Here is a 19,603-nt window from a genome sequence, read left to right as displayed (position 1 = left end):
GCAGGATTCCATAAAGGTTAAAAGCTAAACGTGTTAAATAGCTGATAGGCGATTGATTGGAAAAAGTCAAGATAGCCATTACAGCTCTTACAATAGCCATTATGATAGGTCCATTGCTTTGCATGGTCTTTATTTATCGTGACAATTTAATCGGGCTGGTGCTTCCTCCCCAATTTGGCGGTTCAACGAGTAATGAAGAATTTTTCAATCTGGAAAACCTTGCCTCTATCGGCTCTGATATTAAGCCGCCTGAGCTTGTGGGAAGCCAATACTTCTCTGAAAACGGCAGCTACGCGTTGGCTTTTAACTTCACTAACCCAATAGCTGAGGAAATTTCGGTTGATTCATTTACCGCTGGCGTCTATTCTAAGGATGGCACTTTTTTAGGTAATGTGTCGTTGGGTAATCCCTTAAGTATTGGTCCGAATGAGAGTGGACTTATCGATATCGCGGGCAGTTGGAGCCAAGAAGCTTTAGACTACTTTAAGAGCCATTCTAATTCGGATACAATCGATGTTACATTCAAAAATATTAACGTAGCAGTAGCGGGGCTTGAATTTCAGCTAGATGAATTGCCTCGTGAATTATTAGGTCCCATTCAGTTACCAGTAGGAGTTTTGCCGCATGAGGATTAACTGGTTTGGTCTAGTTGCAGGCATTCTAACATTGTTAGTGATAGTTCTTTCAATATTTATGCCATGGTGGGTCTTAACTGTTGGCGATAGCTTGTTCAAAATTAATGCTTCGCCCTTGTACACTAACTTTGGGTTATTAGGCGACTCGTTTACTATACCTCTTTTGTTGGCACTAAACATATCAAGCATTCTTCTGTTCACCGCGGCTGGCATTATAATGCTGATTTACTCTTTCGTTCCTACCAAGCCTTATGCGATTCATTTGCTAAACTTTTCTTACAAGAAGCCATTGTGGGCTTTAGTTGGTTTTATCGTTGGTTTGCTAACCCCCGTTGGAATCGCTGCCTTTTTAGGCATAAACATTCCTTTGATGGGCACTTCAGCTCTAACATTGCCGGAGAGTTTGACCTTTGGACTGGGTGTAAACTTTAAAGTGTTTGTTTCAGGTGGCTTTCTATTGCCATTTTGGCTTGCAGTTTCTGCAGCTGCCCTTTGTATTGGTGCAAAGCTCTACCATGGACGGGCGGCTAAAGTGTTAACTGAAAAAGTTGTTGATGTAAAGCCAACGGAGAGTCCTGTTGAAACTAAAACCGTATAAGTGAAAAATTCTCTTAGCGCAACCGCTTATCATCTATTAGTAAGTGAGTAACTTTGTTGCTCTGCCAGCTACCCCTATCCTCCTATTTAAAGCACCGATTGCCCAGCAAGCTTTTGGTATTGAAAACCGCCAATACGACCTACCCCTCTATAGATTCTGCAACGAGTTTCTAATAGGCTCCAAATATGCTATGTTTTATAAAAATAATCAATCTCGCCAGTGCTCTTTTTGTTGTGCCGCTGGAAAGTGAATGGAGCAGTTTTAATTAAGAAAAACTGTTGAAGAAGCCCCTTGTAACTTCTCGTGCTGATCTTATAAGGGGATGCTTCGCCTCAATCTTTCCAACTATTGCACGTAGGCGAGCTATTCTAAAGTAAATAGGCGGATGCGGGTCCATACTTAGCCATTCTTGAAAACGGAAGGAAGGTACGCGCTCGTAGAGCAGCCTTTGGAAGCCTATCTTTTCTAAGGCGTCGGCTAAAACATGCGGTTGACCTATGACCATGGCTGAAATCAAATCGGCTCTTGCCTCAAAGAATTTGGCTATAAAATATGTCAGGGTTAGCAGTGCCCACAAGTAAATGAACAGTAAAAGGAATGATGTTGTCGGCAACAGCCCAAAAATTACATAGAACCAGAAGAGATATTGAACCGCTGACAAGCCGTATAACCACAATGGGTCGCGCCCTTTCAAATGACCAAACTCGTGTCCCAATACACTTATGATTTCCTCCTTGTTAAGGTGTAAAAAGGTTCCTGTTGTTATCAGCACTACGCCTCGGCTTGGGCTGGGACCAGATGCTGCCGCGTTAGGAAGAAGAGTATTTGAAACAACGATTTCAGGCACTTTGTAGCCAAATTTTGCTGCTGTGTTTTGCACTATTTCGTAAACGTTTACTTTGCGACTTATCAAATTCTCCTGTTTACATGCTATCCCATACTGAGAAAAAACGCCCTCCGCCACGCTGCAATCGAGCCCGCCAGTTTTTGCTATTGTTGTTTCATATATTTGCTTCTTTAATTTGGTAATTTCCTCTTTGGAAAGTTTCTGCACAGGATTGTCCTCTCCGGCAGAGAGCGGGTACTGAAGAACATGGATGTATGGATTCTTCTCGGTAATGTGCCAATCAGCCGTTCTAGCAATTATCTTGTTGGAAAAGAAAACAAACACAAATTGTATTGCAAGCAAAACTATCGGAACAAACGGTCCAATGAATAAAAACAGGATAATACCCACAGTCATGAAAAAAGCAATCAGCAAAATCTGTGTCTCCAGAAAAATCCGACGAAGGGACTTATTCTCTCTTCCAGACATGGCTTCAGGAAGTATTGATTCGCCTTCTCTCCAAGCGAAAAAGAGACTGTTCTTTTGCACTTGCTCTTCAAACATGTTTACTGCAATCACAATGTCTTCTTTTGACTTCAAAATTTCCTTTTCGGGCAACGTCTCAATCGGTTCAATAGTCACGTTTAGCTGTTCGTTGCCATGAGCTTGAACACGTAACTTTCTCTTTCCAGAAGCATCGATAACGGAATAACTGATTGAAAACGTTCCAAGCGAAATATCAGCAAACCGATTTTTCTGAGGAAGAAGAAAGAATCGGTACATGAAGTCGTAGAGTTTGCTCATGTAACTCTGGGGAACATTGGGAGTTATACTGTAAGATTGAGTATTTTTTGATATAACTTCCATAAATATCAGTCACTGCCTTTCGGGCTAGACATTCATCAAAAAATAAGCCGTTCTCTCTATTATCCTTTAGTATCAAAAGACATTAATCAAACAGGCGTATGCTTTTTCAGAAAGTCACTCTTGCTCGACAGCAAAGGCAAGAGTTTCTCTACAGCTAAAAACGCTATTGCAGCATACGCGATTCCACCCACAACATCCACGATATAATGTTCGCCAAGGTAGACGGCGCTAAAAAAGACACCAATTGGAAAGATTAAGATTGGGAGCGCTTTTTTCTTCCAAAGTTTGATGGCGAAAAAAGAAATTAGCGAGGGCAATGCGCAATGCATGCTCGGAAAGGCAGCGTACAAGTTGGGACTTAAGAAGTCAAAGAGTGTCTTGTAAACAGGAATACCCAAACTAGCATCAACTGAACCAGTCAGGATTCGCAAAACCTGCGGCCCTGAATAGGCGAGGTTATATGTTGAGTTCAATTCAATCCATGGGGGTGCCACTGGGTAAAAGAGGAAAGTTATGAGCGCACCGTAGGTGCATATTCCGAAAGCGACAGTGTACTTCCAATAGTTTTTGTGGCTTACCCGCCATAGTATATAAGCAAAGATTGTTGGTGCAAAAAAATGGAGAGAATAAAAAAAGGCTCCCATGTAATCAAGAAAGGGCGTCCGGATTGTTTGCTGAAGAACTATGGTCGGAATTTGACCAAATAAGGCCGCTTCCAATCGATAAGGTCCCAAATGTAGATTATTCTGGGATATGCTTCCCACTAAGCCATACATCAATTCATATGAAATAAAGACTGTGATAAATGGAAGCCAATCTTTGAGAAAACGCCATGTGCGCTTGTTGTATGCTGCATAAATTAAAAAAGCTAAAATCAAAAGTTCGGGTCCAGGAATTATGCTATATTGGACGCTAAATATTCCTATGGCTATTAAGTATACTGCTGGGAAAAGAAGAGAGAAGAATCTTGACGAATGATAATCGAAGGGTAACTCAAGTTTTGATTTTTTCTTTTCCTCTTTCTTGACCATCTTTCTAATAACCAGTTTTTCTGTAGGGACGTTGACTCTTAATGTATTTTTCGGATTTATCCTTTCCCTATCAAGCAGCCCAAGGCTTCCTTGCAATTATGCCAAATTATTGTTTTTTCTCTAATACAAGATATTAACTAATTAATGAAAAACTCAAAAAAAAATAAACAAGCCACCGCACATTGTTTAATAGAAAAACGTATTTGGCAAAATTTTGGATAGTTTTGGCTACATTATAGTTGTAATCAAAAAAATCACATTAGACTAAAACATGAAAAATAAGTTACGTGACTGATATACAAATCAGTAATCAAACGGAAAAATCAGCTTGGCGAACCACGGTAGCAAATCACTTGGTTTCTTCTTTTAGGCGGCTATCGTGCTGATCCGCCAAGCGCTTTTCATTTTCTAAAAAAGAAGAGATTTGGTCTTTTTGCCGTTTTCTTAAGTATTAAAAGTAATGCAGCGAACGTTAATAGTATTGGCGCAAGTATGAATACTGATATTTCTGGTATCCATTGGTGTCCTTCCCAACCGAGAATTATACCGCCATCGCCAACAGCATATCCCTTGGACGGTGTAGTTCCAGTTGCTGGTACAACCACAGAAATTCCCCTGAGAGTTTCTGAGGCTCCACTGCTTATGGCATTCCATAATGTACCGTTCCAATACACGACCATGCCGTCAGTTCCTGATGCCCATCCGTCTCCTGTGTCGCAAACGAAGACTGAGTGTAGGGTTGCGTTAACGTGATCGACCGGTTCACTTGGTGGTGCAGTGCCTGATTCAGGATGATACATTATGATGTCTGTCCATTCTGACCAATTTGACCCGTTCCAGTGCAATATGACACCTGTGTTCTGTTCGCCGCCGACTGCCCAAGCATCTGTTGAGTTGAACGTGAATACCGAATACAAGTTAGAACTAGTGGGGCTTGATACGCTGGTCCATTCGGTGCCTGTCCATCGCATGATTACTCCGTTGTCGCCTACTGCCCAAGCATCTGTTTGGCTGACTGTAGCTACTGAGCGAAGCGTGTTGGGTGTTACATTTTTTTGTCCTGCCCATTGGGTTCCGTCCCAAACAACGACAGTGCCGCTGGCGCCTACTGCCCAACCAAAGGAGCCGTCAAGCATGCTTACTCCATAAAGTGGTACCCCAGTCAAGCCTGTAGTGTCAACTGTCACATCTGTCCAAGTACTCCATGTTGATCCATTCCAATATAGTATGACGCCGTTGTTGTTTAAGGCGCCAACCGCCCATCCGCTAGAAGCGTTGCCAAAAGAAATTGAATTTAAATTGGCTGTTGTTGAGCTAGACACAAGGCTCCAGTCTGTTCCATCCCATTTTATTATCGCGCCGTTGTCACCTACTGCCCATGCTTCAGATGTGCTGACGGGGGTGATGTGGTTTAGGTTTTGGCTTGTGGGGCTTGTTACCCTTGCAGGTCCCTGCTGCGCCGAAGCTAAAGGTATACTGATGAGAAGCGGAAACAATAGTGCAAAAAATATTTTTCTAGTTGAAAAAAGCATTGTTTCACCTGATTTATTGGCTGACTCTTTAATTAATAAGAATTTGTGACTGTGTTGGAGTAACAACTAAGACAAAGATATTTCGGTTAAGGTCTGGTTGCAAGCTACACGAGAACGTCTGAAGTCGTTAGTCCACATGTTTTTCTAACCCTGATTTTCTTAAAGGGTACCGCGCCAACAATATCAAGAACACAAGTATAGTTACAGCAGCTGCTAAAGGATAATCGCCTATCCCTGTCGCTAACCCGATAGCTGCCGTTGCCCAAAGGCTCGCAGCAGTAGTTATGCCTTGCACCTTGTCTTTTTCAGACCAAATTGTGCCTGCGCCTATGAAACCGATTCCCGCTACTATCCCAGCGGCTATTCGAGCTGGGTCAACGCTAAACCCAATCGACACAAGCGTGAACAGGCATGACCCCAAACAAACCAGCATATGCGTTCTTAACCCTGCAGGTTTGTGGGTGATTTCTCTTTCTATCCCTACTATGGCGCCTAAAAGCACGGCTATTAGTAAACTGGCAAGAGTACTAAAACTAAGGATGGTCTGCATAAATACTGAATAGTCCTTTAGAGTATAAAAGCGCACTTATCGCTGGTGTTATTCGTCGGTTGCTTCAATCATTTCTTAGGTGCAAGCTATGCCTTTCTCAAAGGGTTTAAGATAACTTTAGGTCTTATCTTGCTAATGCCGAGGTTTGAATTTAGGCGGTATATGTGGAAAATTTTTAAGGACTCAGCACTGAGTTATACGAGCAATGCCTGACTTAAAAATCAAAAAAATTCTGCCCGTCCTTGTGTTCTTTCTTTTAGCACAACTATTCATTTTACCAGTTTTCACAAGCGTTAGGGCATCTGCGTTTGATGACGTTAAAGTAGGCATATATTATTATCCATGGTACAATGGTGACTGGGCAGTAAATCACGTTAACTGTGTTGATACGCCCATCTTGGGCACGTATGACTCTTCAAACACTTCTGTGATTATGCAACATCTTGATTGGTTTAACCAGTCAGGAATAGACTTTATTATATTTTCATGGTGGGGAAAAGGTTCTGCTTCTGACAACAATACCCAACAAATCGTCAATCAAATAACTACAAACTACACGGGTATACAGTTTTTCATGATGGTGGAACCTTTTGGCAATGGCTGGGCAGAAGCTTACAACAGCACAACTGGAAACTACAATTTTACCATGATTTACAACTACCTTTATGATACTTACGCGTCAAAATACTCCTCTAATTATTTTCTCTTGGAAAGCAAACCTGCCATTGGTTTCTACGACGACCACAGCAGAAACCTAACGGCAAACGGCGTCCCACAAGACCCTCGATTTAGCATGCGCCTAATCGGTTGCCACAGCGACCTTGATGATTGGGAATATCAAGTTCCAGACCCAACGCTGTCAACACAGCCTGTTTCAGTCAGAGATGGCCAGATAAGCGTTTGCCCAAGATATGACGCAGATGGCTGGCAAGTAGACGTAAACTATACACAGGGATTATATGGTCAGCAGTGGAGCAGAGCAGTAAATGAAGCACGCCAAGGTAATGTCAAGATAATCACGATTATATCTTGGAACGAGTTTGCAAAGCGAACAGCAATTGAATCCCACATCGACAGCACGGCGAACGTGTCGCCGTCTTATCTGCTGGACCTCACTAAGGCATACATTGACTACTTGCACTTGAGAAAATGTCCCATGATAAACGGCATATTAGCACACGAAATGAGTGAAACACAAGCCGCAACCATAGCAGCCGACGGCTTTACCATCCTCGCTGATGTAGAAATAAATGACCCTAACAGCAACTGGCAAAATATTTACCAACTTTCAAAAAAATACAACATACCCTTAATCGGGAAACTACTGCACCGCACCATGAACTTCAACGACTCATTCACCTTACAAGACTGGAATCAAACAGTCAAAACAGCAGTTGAGCAATACGGGGACATAGTGAAGACGTGGGAGATTTGGAATGAACCCACCGATGCTCAATATTGGCTCGGATACTTTGACGGCACTGCCACTACATATTCCGAAATGCTGAAGGCGGCTTATATGATAATAAAGTCAGCGTCGCCAGAATCTACAGTAATCGCTTTTGGAGGATTACACCTCTACTCTGGCAATGAGCCTTTAGTTGAGCAAGGCTTTGACTTCGCTAAACAAGTTGTTTCGCTGGGAGGCATGGATTATTGCGATGCAATCAGCCTTCACGCTTACCCTTGGGGAGCATATTCTGCTAGGGCGCAAAGGGCATTCATAAACTCCATCGTTACATATCGTGAAATTACTGGAAAGGATGTTTGGATAACAGAGATTGGGCAACAATCATTCTACCTTGACCTCTTTGAGCCTGAACAGGTTAATTTCCTCAATCAATCCTTCACTCTTCTGAGTACCCAAAACGTGAAAGCTTACACGTGGTATGAACTAAATGATAGAGGAAGCGATACTTTCGGCTTGTTTGATATTAACGCAAACCCCAAAAAGGCATACACCACATATGTAAACTTAGCGAACCCAACGCAGACTCCTAATCCAACCCCAACTCCTACACCAATCCCTATAACACCTACGCCTTCGCCTACTCCAACATCAACCCCAACAGCAACGCCCTCTCCAACCCCAACGCCGACACCAGCACCTACACCTAAACCCACACCAACCCCGATTATAACGCCCCAGCCAACTGCAACACCTCTTCCGACGCCAACAGCAACAGCGACACCGAATCCGTATGCCGCCAATAATACACCTGTAATTCTTTACGTGGGAATAGCAGCACTGACGGCGGTTGCAGTCGTACTGATAATTATATTTTTAAGACAAGACACTTATGTGAAGAGCAAATAGTCGGTGGAACATAATTTATTGTCGCTGAGCCACAATCATGGCGTGCGCTTTATCGAACGGGTCCAACACCACGATTTCTTTAACATCAAAGCCCCTCTTCCTTAAAACTCGGGCTTCATGCTGGTAAACCGCGTCTGGAGCCATAGTGACATCGATGCTCTGCGACTTGCATGCCAACATAACCCACCCTTCTGGCTTGAGGAAAAAGTCAGCGTTGTCCGCCAGCAACTTTGCTTGTTCTGGTTGGGCAACGTCACAATAAATTGTGTCTACTTTGCTTGAGATGAACATGGCGTACCTTTCTGGCATTCTTGCGTCGTCTAAAATCGGTGAAATGTTGGTTCGGTAAGCGGCAACATTATTCACTAAGTCTCGGAGTGACCGCTGAGCAAACTCGACACAGTACACGTGACCCGTGTCACCCACAATGTCTGAAACGTGGCTGGGTGTTGTGCCTGAAGCCGCACCCAAATATAGCACTCTGTAGCCTGGTTCAATGGGAACGTTTTTCAAGCCCTTGATTATTGCGCCTGCAAGCTTACTACGAAAAGCATCCCACACACGGTACTCAACACCCTTGAACTTGACGAGCCGTTCGCCATACACGTTTAAGCCTGGCGTGAGGTTTTTTGTGCCTAACCTTTGCGCGCCATCTTCTAAGGTGACTTGGTAGATTTCTTTAAACTTAGGGTGTGGTTTAACCTTGACGGGCACGCTTGTCTCTCCACTGTTTACGCCTGCGCTTTCCGCCTCTTGGAGGCCCTTCGTGCCGTGGTCTTTCCCTGAATCCGCCTCGTTCGCCTTCTCGGAAGTTTTCGCGTCTTTGAGGTCGTTCTTCTCGCCGTTCAAACACTGGTTTTGATTTGGGTTCTTTTGGTGGCGGCGGCTCCTTGTATTTTTCGCGGATTTCTTCGATGCGCTTGTTTATGTCTGCTTTGAGTTCTTCTCCAATGTAGTGGCCTCCTCCAAACGCGTCTGCTCGGGCGGCTATGGCGAGTTTCCCCGCGATAACTCGGGCGATTTTTCCTCTCTGCCAGCGTTTTGCATCATGCAACAGCGTGTGCTGGAATATCAAGCCGTGTTTTGGTGGACGCGCACCTGTTTTTAGTGAGCGGAAAAGTGCTTTTTCTGCGCCTAAAACTTGTATTGTGCTGGCTGGTCGCATAGCCAAATTCTGGAGGCTACCTGCAATGGCAATTAAGCGTGCACCCAAAAGTGCTCCTGCAACAGCACGCACATTCGGTGCCATTTCCTCCATAGTTTTATCAACATAGTCTTCCATGCTTTTGCGCAGGTTATAGAATTCAAGCACGTCTTTGGCTAAGGCTTGTATTTGTTCTATGTCAGTCTCAGCGATGTCTGCGCCCATGGATGATTCAGCCGCTTTGGCTACAAGCTGGGCTCGCTCTTTGGGAATATTTTCTTTTTCCAGCGCTTCAGCGGTGTAGTTTTCTTTGGCTCCGAGGTTTATGACGAGCCTCGCGTAGGTTTCATGTTTTTCAATGAGACGGTCAAGCTCTGGGAAATAAACGCCATACCACTCGCGTAGTCTGCCCATGAACAGGTTTACGGTTTGGTCTAAACTGTCGAGTGTTTGGATGCCTTGAGCAACGATTAAGTCACGCTTAGCAGTTGCACCTTTAATCCTTAATTTCGCAAGTTCCATGCTGACATTGCGGTTCCAAAGGTTCAGCTCTTGCTCGTCTTTGACGAAGCCGCTTTCAAGCGCGATTTCCCCCATATGCGAGTGCAAAACTGCTGCTTCCGCAGGCTTAGCTACCTCAACGTGGACCTTTAGTTTCCGTTGGGCTTCCTCTGCTAAACTGGCTGTTTCAAAAACAAACGTGTCATAATCTACATTCTTTAACAGGGTGATGAGTGAAGAAACTTGGTCTGATAGCTTTCCCGTCTCGGTCTTTAGCAGGTTTTTTGCCGCTGCTTGTGGCTTTTTTGGAAACAGCGCCTTCTCGACTAGGTTGTTTTTTTCATTGAAGGCTACTACGCCGAAGGGAAACTGGATTATGAATGCTTTCATTTGTTTAGCCCCGAGTAAACTAACTATTGTCAACACTCTAACTTAATAAAGAATTTCTTTGCCGAACCCTGAAGGCATGACAAACAACTGTTTCGGCACGCTAATCTTTGACAGGTAAGCGGATGGTGAATGTTGTTCCCTTGTCAAGTTGGCTTTCAAACGTTATTGAGCCGCCCAATGCTTCAACTAGCCGTTTAACGACTGCTAGTCCTAGCCCTTGACCTTTAGCCTTGGAGGTCACCAGTGGCGTGAATAGTTTTGGTTTGATTTCTTCAGGTATGCCTTTGCCTGTGTCAGAAATTTTAATGATGATGTATTCCTTTGTTTTTACCGCTGTTAATCCCAGTGTGCCACCGTCAGGCATTGCTTGGATGGCGTTGTTGATTAGGTTGGTCAGGGCGCGTCTTATCAAGGTTGGGTCGGTTTCTATTTTCGGAAACCCTTTCACATCTATTTTTAACACAATTTCATCGGGGAGACTAATTGTTTGAAACACACTGACAATTAATTCGGATAAATCAACATTGGAAAATTCTGGTGTTATCGGCCTAGCGTAGTCTTGCAGGTCCGATACTATCTTGCTAATATAATCAGTTTGCTCTTGGATGATGTTTATGCTCTCTAGCGCTGGCTTTTTTTCCTCCTCAGGGTGAGAACCACTGGTGATGACGTCTTTTGCTAGATATAATTCGCTAACAATCGCTTGCAGAGGATTTCTTATATCGTGCCCAATCATGCTTGCGGTCTGCCCAATTGCCGCAAGACGTTCAGTTTCTTTGCGTTCTGTTACATTTTCAAGAATTCTTCGCCGATATGAGTGAAGTTGGAGGGCGCCCAATGCACCGACGACATTGGTAAACGCTAGGCTTAGAAGGGCTATGAAAAGTGCTGGCATCTCGAATACCTCAAAAGTTAGCATGAGGATTGCGACCTCTCCTAAAGTGAAAACTAACGCTGGTATTGCTTGGTAGATGAATCGGTTTGGGATAACAAGATAGTAGACAAAGACGGCAGTGTCAATAACAATTATGTGTGGAAGAAAATTTTCAGGGCGCGTAGAATTTACGATTAATATTCCAACCGAAATTGTGAGTAAGTAAAGGAGAGTTGACCTGTCGTAGGAGCAGTAATTCTCTACTTTACCGATGAACATAAACTGCCAAACACAATATGCAAGCAAAACCAGCCTTAAGGCCACCAACTCGTAGAATACCACTGACAAATTAAAAAACATGTAATCACTTAAAATAAAAAGCACTATTATCGCTGCAAATAGAACAATAACGATTTTAGCCTGCGAAATATCTGCCGCAAGAAAAAGCCGTTTATACTCATCCTTATTCTCATACGAATTCTGCCTCAAAGCGCATTTCAACCAACCAATAATTTTCCGTATAGGCTGAGCACCCCTTCCGCTTGTTTCCACGACGGCTTTATTTTCTTCCTTAACAATTTTCAAGCGTATTGCCACCCGAAAAAACGTAAAAAGAGCCTTCACATAGTTTATGCCCTCATTATGAATTAAGTATTTTTGAACACAAAAGTATAACAAACGAATGGTAATTTTTTACAATACCAACAGAAGTTGATTGCAAGTTGTTAATTTATTCATTATGAAATGGTTGCTTACTTTAATCTACCAATCTTTTTCGTTTTCAAGCGCAATTTTCAGATTTGTTCAACAAAAGTTTGCCATAAAAAATCCTTCGTTAAGTTTAAAGTCAACCGTTGAATAATAAGTAGAGCGCCAAATTTGAAGGGCTAAGGAAGAAGGGGTAGCATGGTTAATCCGCCGCATCGTACACGAGGAGTAAAAGTGCTTAAAGCTGTTTCTTCACCCCTCAGGCTGCAAATTTTAAACTTGCTCTTTGACAAAAGCGCCCTCTCCTACACTGAACTGATGAATCAACTTAAAATGAACCCAAGCCGAGACGCAGGCAGGTTCGCTTATCATCTCAAATTCCTGCTGAAGGCGGATTTGGTTGAGGCAGATGTGGACGCAAAAAAATATTTTCTAACGGACCTTGGCAAAATGGTGCTTGACGTTGCTGACCGCGTGGAAAAGAAAGCGGTTAAGCCAAGGGGCATGGTTGTCCGCACGTCCCATTTAACGCTCGAAGAGTTTGATGCCAATAAAATCGCTAATTCACTGATTAGAGAGGCAAAAGTTCCCGCTGAACTGGCACAGAAAGCGGCTAAAGAAGCTGAGAAACGCCTCATGAAGTCAAAAACAAAGTATCTTACTGCTTCGTTGATTAGAGAAGTTGTGAATGGGATTTTGGTTGAGAAGGGTTATGAAGATTACCGACATAAACTTACCCGCGTCGGCATGCCTGTCCATGAGGTAACCGTGCTCATCGAATCCAAAGATGCCACACAGGATTCAGCGGCTACAATCAGTAAGGCAGGACAAACCGTCTTGGGAGAATACACATTACTAAATATATTTCCAAGAGACATCGCCGATGCTCACCTCTCAGGAGCAATTCACATTGATGGTTTAGGAACATGGATACTCAAACCCAACGAGGTCATCCATGACATACGGTACTTCTTCCAGCACGGTATAAGACCCGACGGCACTCTGCAGGTTTCCATGGAACCGCCAGCCAATTTTAAATCAGCACTCTCCATCGCTTTTAACGTGCTATTACACACAAGCAAAGAAACCAACAGCACACAAACATTCAACTACTTCAATTTGGCGCTTGCACCGTTTGTCAGAGGCAATGAGGTAGCTAAACTAAAAGAAGCCCTGCGCCTGTTTATTCTGAACCTCAACCAACACGTAGACGCATCTTTGGGGCTTGAACTTTCCATTCCTAAATCGGTCGCGGAGAAAGAAGCCATTGGACCACAAGGCAAAGCAGTAGGCAAGTACGGCGACTATGCCAAAGAAAGCCAACTGTTAACTTCGCTTATTCTAGACGTTTTCTTAGAGGAAAGCTCACCAAAGCCGTTGCTTAGCCCAAAGCTTGTCATAAAAATTAACAATACCACCTTTGGCGACGAAGAGTCAAAAAACATGCTTCTTAAAGCACACCAGCTAGCGGCAAAAAGCGGAGCCCCATATTTCGCCAACTTGACAAAAAAAGAAAACGAAAACGTGGCTTTCGCTGCCTCAGGAGTTAAATTTGCATCTGACTTAACAGGTGAGTGGGAAACCGATACTCTGCGCACTGGATGCTTGGGCTGCGTTACCATTAACTTGCCAAGAATTGCTCAAGAATGCGAGAAAGATAAGAACAAATTCTTGGACTTGGTTAAGGAACGCTTCGAACTTGCTGCTCGTGCCTTGGGAATAAAAGGTAATGCTCTCAAGCAGTTTGGGAAAAATTTTCTGCCGTTCCTTTTGCAGAAGAGTAATGGTGACACGTATTTCCGTTTGGAAAACTGCTTGCGCATAGTTAACCTTGTAGGGTTCAAGGAGGCAGTAGAAGCATTCACTGAAAAGAGCATAACTTCAGAGGAGAGCCGCAGGTTCAGCATGGAACTAATTGCCAATGTGCTGGCGTTTAAACAGAAGCTTGGGAGAAAATACGGCAAACGCCTTTACCCCGTCGTGCTGGGCAACCATGAAGCTGCTGAACGCCTCGCGCAACTAGACATCGAACGTTACGGGGTTGCCAAGTTGAAGTTTTCTGGAACAAGAGAAAAACCCTACTATTCAACGCTAAATAGAATCCAGATAAAAGCCGCTGAACCGCTCAAAGCGCCGACCAGCATGTTTGAGATGGCGCAGACCATGAAGGGGTTGAACTTGGGCGGAAGTTTAGACGTTCTAGAATTAGAAAGCGCAGAATACAAACCTGAAGCACTCATGGAGTTAACACGACACCTAATTGAGAATCAAGCTACGGAATTTTTCACTTACAATAGACAAGTCAGCGTCTGCAGTAACTGCCAAAAGAGCTGGTTTGCCACACTGCACAAGTGCCCCTCATGCGGCGCGATGAGCACGCTGACAACGTTCGACCGCTTTTCATCAATTTAAAATTATCTTACTGCGCCTAGCACTAGTGCAAGGAGTGCCATGCGTACGACTATGCCGTTCCATACCTGCTGGAAATACCTTGCTTGCGATGTTGCATCTACTTCGGTGGCTATTTCATCTATGCGGGGTAGAGGGTGCAGGATAATTAGATCTTTTTTAGCGTTTTCCAGCGTTTTTAGGTCTACTCGGTAGGTGCCTTTAACTTTAGCGTATTCTGTGGGATCAGGGAAGCGTTCCTTTTGTATTCGAGTCACATATAGAACATCCACTTTGGGCATTATCTCATCTAAATTCGAGGCTTCAGTTACTGGGATTTTGCTCTTTATCGTATCAAGAACATCCTTGCGCATCCTAAGCGATTCAGGCGACACAAGAAACAACTCAACATCATAAAGCGCCAAAGCGTAAGCCAAAGAATGCACCGTTCGTCCATAGCGCAAGTCGCCGACGAGCGCAACTTTTAAGCCGTCAATTCTGCCCTTTTCCTTACGCATCGTGTAGAGGTCAATGAGTGCTTGCGTAGGATGCTCCTGAGCGCCACTGCCGCCATTAATCACTGGAACTTTAGAGAATTCTGCTGCCAGTTTCGCTGAGCCTTCCAAGCTGTGCCGTAGCGCTATTATGTCAGAATAGTTTTCTACCGTGCGAATAGTATCAGCAAGACTCTCGCCTTTACGCACAGAGGCGATGTCGGGTTCTGCAAAGCCAATGTAGTTTCCGCCGAGTTTGAGCATCGCCGTCTCAAAGCTTAGTCGTGTACGTGTGCTTGGTTCAAAGAAGAGTGTTGCCAGAATTTTTCCTTTAAGTATGTCTGAACCGCTTTTTGCAAGAGGCTCCATTTTCTTGCTAACAGTTAATATGTGGTTGATTTCTTGTTGAGAGAAGTCCTCGATAGATACAATGTCTCTTCCTTTGAACTCCACTCTATGGCACCTAAAAACATCAAAGCCCCTAACTGCTAAATAACACTTTGTATGCAAAACGTGACTTTTAGGTCTTTTCAGCTTAGTGCTTATATGCTTTTGTTGTTGCCTAGTGACTGCAACACAGTTTTAATTACTACACGTCGTCAATAATATTTCAATTTCTATTGGAGCTGATGAGGTGTTTTAGTATGGAAGCAATGTTAGAACAACTCTCCAAACGAACAACCCAAAAAGAAAAAGTTAATTCACATGGATACATGCCTCGAGTACACGAGGTCCGTGCGCCATGCCAATGGTTAGAACACTGCTACGACGGAAAATGCCCGGCGTTTGTGCGGTTAAACGGTAACTTTTACTGCGCCAGAAACAGAAATCACACATAGTCGTAACAATCCCTTCTTTGTCTATTCCCCATCACGTCTTAAATCTCAAGCGACTATAGCCTTCCTTAAAGATTGCAGTAGCGAACTACCGAACAATTATGACTGGACAAGGCGCTAAATGAGCTACCCTCTCACTGATGTTACCCAAAAAAAGCTCCTTAACTCTGCCCAACCCCTTATGCCCAACCACAATAATATCAAACGCGCCCTCTTTTGCTTCAGCAACAATTTCCGAGGCAGCGTTACCTTCCCGCAACTTTGATGAAACAGTCACATTAGGCTTAAATTCTCGGGCACGATTCACCGCTTTCCTTAAAATGTCCTCATGAAACCGGTGAAAGTCCTTATAAAAATCCACAGTGCCGCCTGCATAAGCCATAGGCTCAGTAGGTTCAAGGGAAACTACCCCCATAGCGGGCGATTCTGAAACATTCAGCACCGTTACATTGGCATTGTATTTTTCGGCGAGGTCTAATGCAAAGTCCAGTGCCCTGTTAGAATTTTCCGAGCCATCAACAGCAACCAAGACTCTCTTAATCAAATAATAACACCCAAGCAAAATATTATGCTTTCACAGAATTAATCTTTTTTTCTCACATTGTGTCATCGTTTGCTTGATTACTTTACCGCTCAGTTACCCTTTAATAATATAAGCATAAAGTGTTATTCTATAGAGGAGAGATGGCTGGGGGTTTACCGATAAAGAAACAAACCCAATTCCTACTAGCACTGCTTATTACAACAGCAGTTCTGCCAGCGTTCGCTACTGTCTTACCTGCTAGCGCAAAAAACCAAGGCGTTTGGACTAGTATGGCGTCAATGCCGACCGCAAGAGGCGGATTCGGCGTCGCTGTAGTAAATGGGAAAATATATGCCATAGGCGGCTTAAACGGAGATGCGCCACTCAATGTTGTTGAAGAATATAACCCTGCGACAAACCAGTGGACTACCAAAACTCCTATGCCTACTGCGAGAAGCGGTTTTGCCATCGCAGTTTACAAAAACCAAATTTACGTAATAGGCGGAACAGTAGGCTCAGGATATATCGGAAACAACGAAGTTTACGACCCAGCCACGAACACTTGGCAAACGAAAACGTCCATGCCTACGCCTAGAGCTGATTTATGCGCAAGCGTGGTTGGTGACAAAATCTATCTTATTGGTGGAAAGAAATACGATAGCAAAAGCCCATTCTACAAAGAAACAGACATAAACGAAGTTTATGACCCTGTGAATAATAGCTGGAGTACAGGACCTGCGATGACTATGGGAGTTCAGGGTTACTCTTCAGCAGTGCTAAACGATAAAATCTTTATTATCGGAGGCTCAAGGGAACCAATCTCAATAGGCAATACCATCATAACTGACGCCAACCAAGTGTTTAATCCTAAAACAGGCGAATGGAACATGTCGGCTCAATTACCCAACGTTAACAGTTATGGAGCAGCGGCGGCAACCGAAGGATATATGGTACCTCAAAGAATATTCTATATTGGCGGGTTCTCTTCAGGAGAATTTACTGGTCTAAATAGAGTGTATTTCCCAGAAAATAACTCTTGGAACATTGCTGAGCCAATGCCTACCGCGAGAGCGTATTTGAGCATCGCAGTTGTTGACGACATTCTATACGCTATTGGAGGGTTCGATGGCACAAATTGGCTTAAAGTTAATGAGCAGTATAAACCAGCAGACTACGGCACAGTTGCACCAAAAGTCCAAATTACCTCTCCTGAAAACAAAACCTACACTAAGTTATCGCTAAGCTTTACGGTTAATAGAGCAACCGAATGGATGGCTTACAGTTTAGATAACCAAGCCAATGTAACTATACAAGGACCAATAGAACTTGTCGGCATCCCTCAAGGGGGCCATAGCATAGTTATTTACGCTAACGATAGTCTGGGCAACATGGGTTCTTCGAACACTGTTTACTTTTCCATCGACACTATCGGACCAGACATCACCATTATAACTCCAAAAAATCAATCCTACGACTCAACCAACATTCAATTGTCTTTCATCACAAATGAAAATGTTACATATTTAGCTTACAGCCTAGACGGCCTTGAGGAAGTACCAATTCTTGGAAACGTAACCCTCTTAGCATTGTCCGAGGGGGCACATCGTTTAACTGTTTATGCAACGGATGAAATGGGAAATGTTGCAGAGAAGACAGTTTATTTCAGCGTAGCACTATTCCCCACAATCGCTGTGGTGGCAACCGTTACTATACTAACTATAGTGTTTGCTGCAGGATTCCTGTTTTTTAAACGTAGAAAAGCAAGTAATAAAAAAGCAGTTCAAGCATCAAACAGCAGTTAAACGGTATCCTACACAATCAAAACAAAGGCTGAAATAAACCTAAAAAGCAACTAAACCACAGAATAGCGCCGCATCCCCCTGCCACTACTCCCATGACTATGAATTTTCGGATTACCTGTACCAGCAGGAGATTGTCTTTTTCACAGAAAATTTTAAGTAATGACAAACTAACGCATTCAGCAGAGGTCAATGGACTTGGGTTACACGATTGATTATGCCGCAGGCGAACGGGCAGGCTGTTCTTCACAAATAGTGATTGCAGACCGCATTTTTTACGTAAAACTGCATTCCAATCAGCCCTCCCAGTATTTTTCAGGCGACCAGAAAGGCATCATCCAAAAGGAGATTTCACAAGCGGAGTTCGAGTTATGGCTAAACATTTTGGCAGATAGCAAAGCAGATGTTTCTGAGATTGAGAAAAAGTTGAGTTTAGGCAAAAAATACTAGCTATTAATTCTGATATCGTTTGGTTTGTTATTTCTTATCATTACTTTTATATGGAAAGCATAATTGCTAAAATACGTGCAAAGGGGCATAATTGTATGACTGTTCACCTGGTTCCATGGGATATTAGCCGCAACATGATTGATGAGGCAAACCGCCTCTATGACGCTGCAGGCACCTTTGACTGTATCGAGAAGGGTGACCTTGTTGCCGTAAAAATTCATGTCGGCGAATTTGGTAATCCCTATTTTGTGCAACCGTTCTTTGTTCACGACGTAGTCCGGCGGGTTAAAGAGGCAGGCGGCAAACCCTTTCTAACCGATTCTAACACGTACTATCATGCGCAGCGTCATAACGCTTATGACCACATGATAAACGCGTTGACAAACGGTTTTAACAGGGCACCATTCATTGTTGCCGATGGCCTAAAAGGCGAAAATTACCGATTAGTAAAAACAAGAGGTATCCTGCAAGAAATAGAAGTGTCAGGCGCCATAGCGGAAGCCGATGCCATGATTGTAGTTTCCCATTGCAAGGGGCATGAACTTAGCGGTTTTGGCGGTGCCATCAAGAATTTAGGTATGGGTTGCACCTCGCGAGCTGGAAAACTTCGGCAGCATCGCACGGTGGGTTTAGAAATTGACACTTCAAAGTGCACAGGATGCGGAAAATGTAAAGAAGCTTGCAGTTTAGACTTGCCTGAAATCATCGAGGGAAAAGCAAGGAACACCTCGCCTTTATGCATGCGTTGCTCTGTATGCCTCAACGTTTGCCCAATGCAAGCTATAACCTACGTTAACAAAGAAAACCTCTCAAAGGCGCTTGCTTCAGCAGCTTTTGGTGTGCGCTCAACATTCAAGCCAAAAAAAGTTTCCTACGTCAGCTTTGCCAAGGACATATCGGAGTACTGCGACTGCTTGCCTAACCCAGGCAAAATTGTCATGAAAGATATAGGAGTACTTGCAGCTGACTCGCCTGTATCCATTGATGGCGCATTCCTAGAGATGGCTGATTATAGGGTTTTCAACGATGCGACGCATGTAGACTGCATGTTGCAGGTTGAGGAAGCCAAGACGTTGGGAATAGAAGGGGACGTAAAACCAGAAATAAGAAAACTCGCCTAAGTCAAAAACAAATGCTTGA

At 43.6% G+C, this 19,603-nt stretch carries 17 protein-coding genes; 8 read left to right on the top strand and 9 right to left on the bottom strand.

What is annotated here, in order from left to right; all coding sequences use genetic code 11:
- Positions 1 to 56 precede the first annotated feature (56 nt).
- Together NWE95_08935 and NWE95_08930 are read left to right on the top strand one after the other, a co-directional pair.
- The gene (locus NWE95_08935) at positions 57 to 635 is read left to right on the top strand and encodes a hypothetical protein (GenBank protein MCW4004018.1); all 579 of its coding nucleotides are present in this window, start codon (positions 57 to 59) and stop codon (positions 633 to 635) included.
- Positions 625 to 1,233: a hypothetical protein gene (locus NWE95_08930; GenBank protein ID MCW4004017.1), complete on the top strand. Its 609-nt coding sequence runs from the start codon at positions 625 to 627 to the stop codon at positions 1,231 to 1,233. Before NWE95_08935 ends, NWE95_08930 begins: the two co-directional genes overlap by 11 nt.
- A gap of 265 nt (positions 1,234 to 1,498) precedes the next feature.
- Here the strand turns inward: NWE95_08930 and NWE95_08925 are convergent, their stop codons facing one another.
- From NWE95_08925 to NWE95_08910, 4 genes are all read right to left on the bottom strand, one after another.
- Positions 1,499 to 2,926 carry a M48 family metalloprotease gene (locus NWE95_08925; GenBank protein MCW4004016.1) on the bottom strand — a complete coding sequence of 476 codons (1,428 nt, stop codon included), beginning with the start codon at positions 2,924 to 2,926 and terminating at the stop codon, positions 1,499 to 1,501.
- An 86-nt stretch (positions 2,927 to 3,012) separates the two neighbouring features.
- Positions 3,013 to 3,957: a phosphatase PAP2 family protein gene (locus NWE95_08920; protein MCW4004015.1), complete on the bottom strand. Its 945-nt coding sequence runs from the start codon at positions 3,955 to 3,957 to the stop codon at positions 3,013 to 3,015.
- 401 nt (positions 3,958 to 4,358) lie between these two features.
- On the bottom strand, positions 4,359 to 5,489 hold the full coding sequence (locus tag NWE95_08915) for a hypothetical protein (GenBank protein MCW4004014.1): 1,131 nt from the start codon (positions 5,487 to 5,489) through the stop codon (positions 4,359 to 4,361).
- Between the two features lie 127 nt (positions 5,490 to 5,616).
- Positions 5,617 to 6,039 (bottom strand): MgtC/SapB family protein, encoded by a 423-nt coding sequence (locus tag NWE95_08910; protein ID MCW4004013.1) that lies wholly within the window; start codon positions 6,037 to 6,039, stop codon positions 5,617 to 5,619.
- Positions 6,040 to 6,244: 205 nt separating this feature from the next.
- Between NWE95_08910 and NWE95_08905 the strand changes: the two genes are divergently transcribed.
- Positions 6,245 to 8,356, top strand: a complete 2,112-nt coding sequence (locus NWE95_08905; protein ID MCW4004012.1) for a glycosyl hydrolase — start codon at positions 6,245 to 6,247, stop codon at positions 8,354 to 8,356.
- A 15-nt stretch (positions 8,357 to 8,371) separates the two neighbouring features.
- Here the strand turns inward: NWE95_08905 and NWE95_08900 are convergent, their stop codons facing one another.
- The 3 genes from NWE95_08900 to NWE95_08890 all read right to left on the bottom strand — a co-directional run bounded on the left by NWE95_08900 (position 8,372) and on the right by NWE95_08890 (position 11,850).
- On the bottom strand, positions 8,372 to 9,070 hold the full coding sequence (locus tag NWE95_08900) for a fibrillarin-like rRNA/tRNA 2'-O-methyltransferase (protein ID MCW4004011.1): 699 nt from the start codon (positions 9,068 to 9,070) through the stop codon (positions 8,372 to 8,374).
- Complete coding sequence (locus NWE95_08895; protein ID MCW4004010.1) at positions 9,054 to 10,391, bottom strand: C/D box methylation guide ribonucleoprotein complex aNOP56 subunit; 1,338 nt, start codon at positions 10,389 to 10,391, stop codon at positions 9,054 to 9,056. The genes NWE95_08900 and NWE95_08895 overlap by 17 nt, the downstream gene beginning before the upstream one ends.
- Positions 10,392 to 10,491: 100 nt before the next feature.
- Positions 10,492 to 11,850, bottom strand: coding sequence for an ATP-binding protein (locus NWE95_08890; GenBank protein MCW4004009.1), 1,359 nt, complete (start codon positions 11,848 to 11,850; stop codon positions 10,492 to 10,494).
- A 321-nt stretch (positions 11,851 to 12,171) separates the two neighbouring features.
- Here NWE95_08890 and NWE95_08885 point away from each other — a divergent pair, with 321 nt between their 5' ends.
- Positions 12,172 to 14,385 (top strand): ArsR family transcriptional regulator, encoded by a 2,214-nt coding sequence (locus NWE95_08885; GenBank protein MCW4004008.1) that lies wholly within the window; start codon positions 12,172 to 12,174, stop codon positions 14,383 to 14,385.
- 2 nt (positions 14,386 to 14,387) lie between these two features.
- On the opposite strand, the gene pyrB is transcribed toward NWE95_08885, so the two are convergent.
- Complete coding sequence (pyrB, locus tag NWE95_08880; protein MCW4004007.1) at positions 14,388 to 15,308, bottom strand: aspartate carbamoyltransferase; 921 nt, start codon at positions 15,306 to 15,308, stop codon at positions 14,388 to 14,390.
- Positions 15,309 to 15,499: 191 nt separating this feature from the next.
- Here pyrB and NWE95_08875 point away from each other — a divergent pair, with 191 nt between their 5' ends.
- The gene (locus NWE95_08875; protein ID MCW4004006.1) at positions 15,500 to 15,694 is read left to right on the top strand and encodes a hypothetical protein; all 195 of its coding nucleotides are present in this window, start codon (positions 15,500 to 15,502) and stop codon (positions 15,692 to 15,694) included.
- A gap of 85 nt (positions 15,695 to 15,779) precedes the next feature.
- Here the strand turns inward: NWE95_08875 and NWE95_08870 are convergent, their stop codons facing one another.
- Positions 15,780 to 16,235, bottom strand: coding sequence for a universal stress protein (locus tag NWE95_08870; protein ID MCW4004005.1), 456 nt, complete (start codon positions 16,233 to 16,235; stop codon positions 15,780 to 15,782).
- Positions 16,236 to 16,375: 140 nt separating this feature from the next.
- Between NWE95_08870 and NWE95_08865 the strand changes: the two genes are divergently transcribed.
- The 3 genes from NWE95_08865 (at position 16,376) to NWE95_08855 (ending at position 19,584) form a co-directional block, all read left to right on the top strand.
- Complete coding sequence (locus NWE95_08865) at positions 16,376 to 18,016, top strand: hypothetical protein (GenBank protein MCW4004004.1); 1,641 nt, start codon at positions 16,376 to 16,378, stop codon at positions 18,014 to 18,016.
- A 189-nt stretch (positions 18,017 to 18,205) separates the two neighbouring features.
- Complete coding sequence (locus tag NWE95_08860) at positions 18,206 to 18,463, top strand: hypothetical protein (protein MCW4004003.1); 258 nt, start codon at positions 18,206 to 18,208, stop codon at positions 18,461 to 18,463.
- A gap of 95 nt (positions 18,464 to 18,558) precedes the next feature.
- Positions 18,559 to 19,584, top strand: coding sequence for a DUF362 domain-containing protein (locus NWE95_08855; protein MCW4004002.1), 1,026 nt, complete (start codon positions 18,559 to 18,561; stop codon positions 19,582 to 19,584).
- Positions 19,585 to 19,603: the final 19 nt, after the last annotated feature.

This window comes from Candidatus Bathyarchaeota archaeon, assembly GCA_026014725.1.
Lineage (GTDB): Archaea > Thermoproteota > Bathyarchaeia > Bathyarchaeales > Bathycorpusculaceae > Bathycorpusculum.
This window is presented reverse-complemented; position numbering and strand designations above follow the sequence as displayed.

Excerpts from the sequence above, each read along its gene's own strand:
- NWE95_08915 (MCW4004014.1), bottom strand. The coding sequence starts at position 5,489 with ATGCTTTTTTCAACTAGAAAAATATTTTTTGCACTATTGTTTCCGCTT.
- NWE95_08855 (MCW4004002.1), top strand. The coding sequence starts at position 18,559 with ATGACTGTTCACCTGGTTCCATGGGATATTAGCCGCAACATGATTGAT.
- NWE95_08865 (MCW4004004.1), top strand. The coding sequence starts at position 16,376 with ATGGCTGGGGGTTTACCGATAAAGAAACAAACCCAATTCCTACTAGCA.
- NWE95_08875 (MCW4004006.1), top strand. The coding sequence starts at position 15,500 with ATGGAAGCAATGTTAGAACAACTCTCCAAACGAACAACCCAAAAAGAA.
- NWE95_08925 (MCW4004016.1), bottom strand. The coding sequence starts at position 2,926 with ATGGAAGTTATATCAAAAAATACTCAATCTTACAGTATAACTCCCAAT.
- NWE95_08905 (MCW4004012.1), top strand. The coding sequence starts at position 6,245 with ATGCCTGACTTAAAAATCAAAAAAATTCTGCCCGTCCTTGTGTTCTTT.
- NWE95_08895 (MCW4004010.1), bottom strand. The coding sequence starts at position 10,391 with ATGAAAGCATTCATAATCCAGTTTCCCTTCGGCGTAGTAGCCTTCAAT.
- NWE95_08885 (MCW4004008.1), top strand. The coding sequence starts at position 12,172 with ATGGTTAATCCGCCGCATCGTACACGAGGAGTAAAAGTGCTTAAAGCT.
- NWE95_08860 (MCW4004003.1), top strand. The coding sequence starts at position 18,206 with ATGGACTTGGGTTACACGATTGATTATGCCGCAGGCGAACGGGCAGGC.
- NWE95_08920 (MCW4004015.1), bottom strand. The coding sequence starts at position 3,957 with ATGGTCAAGAAAGAGGAAAAGAAAAAATCAAAACTTGAGTTACCCTTC.
- NWE95_08910 (MCW4004013.1), bottom strand. The coding sequence starts at position 6,039 with ATGCAGACCATCCTTAGTTTTAGTACTCTTGCCAGTTTACTAATAGCC.
- NWE95_08930 (MCW4004017.1), top strand. The coding sequence starts at position 625 with ATGAGGATTAACTGGTTTGGTCTAGTTGCAGGCATTCTAACATTGTTA.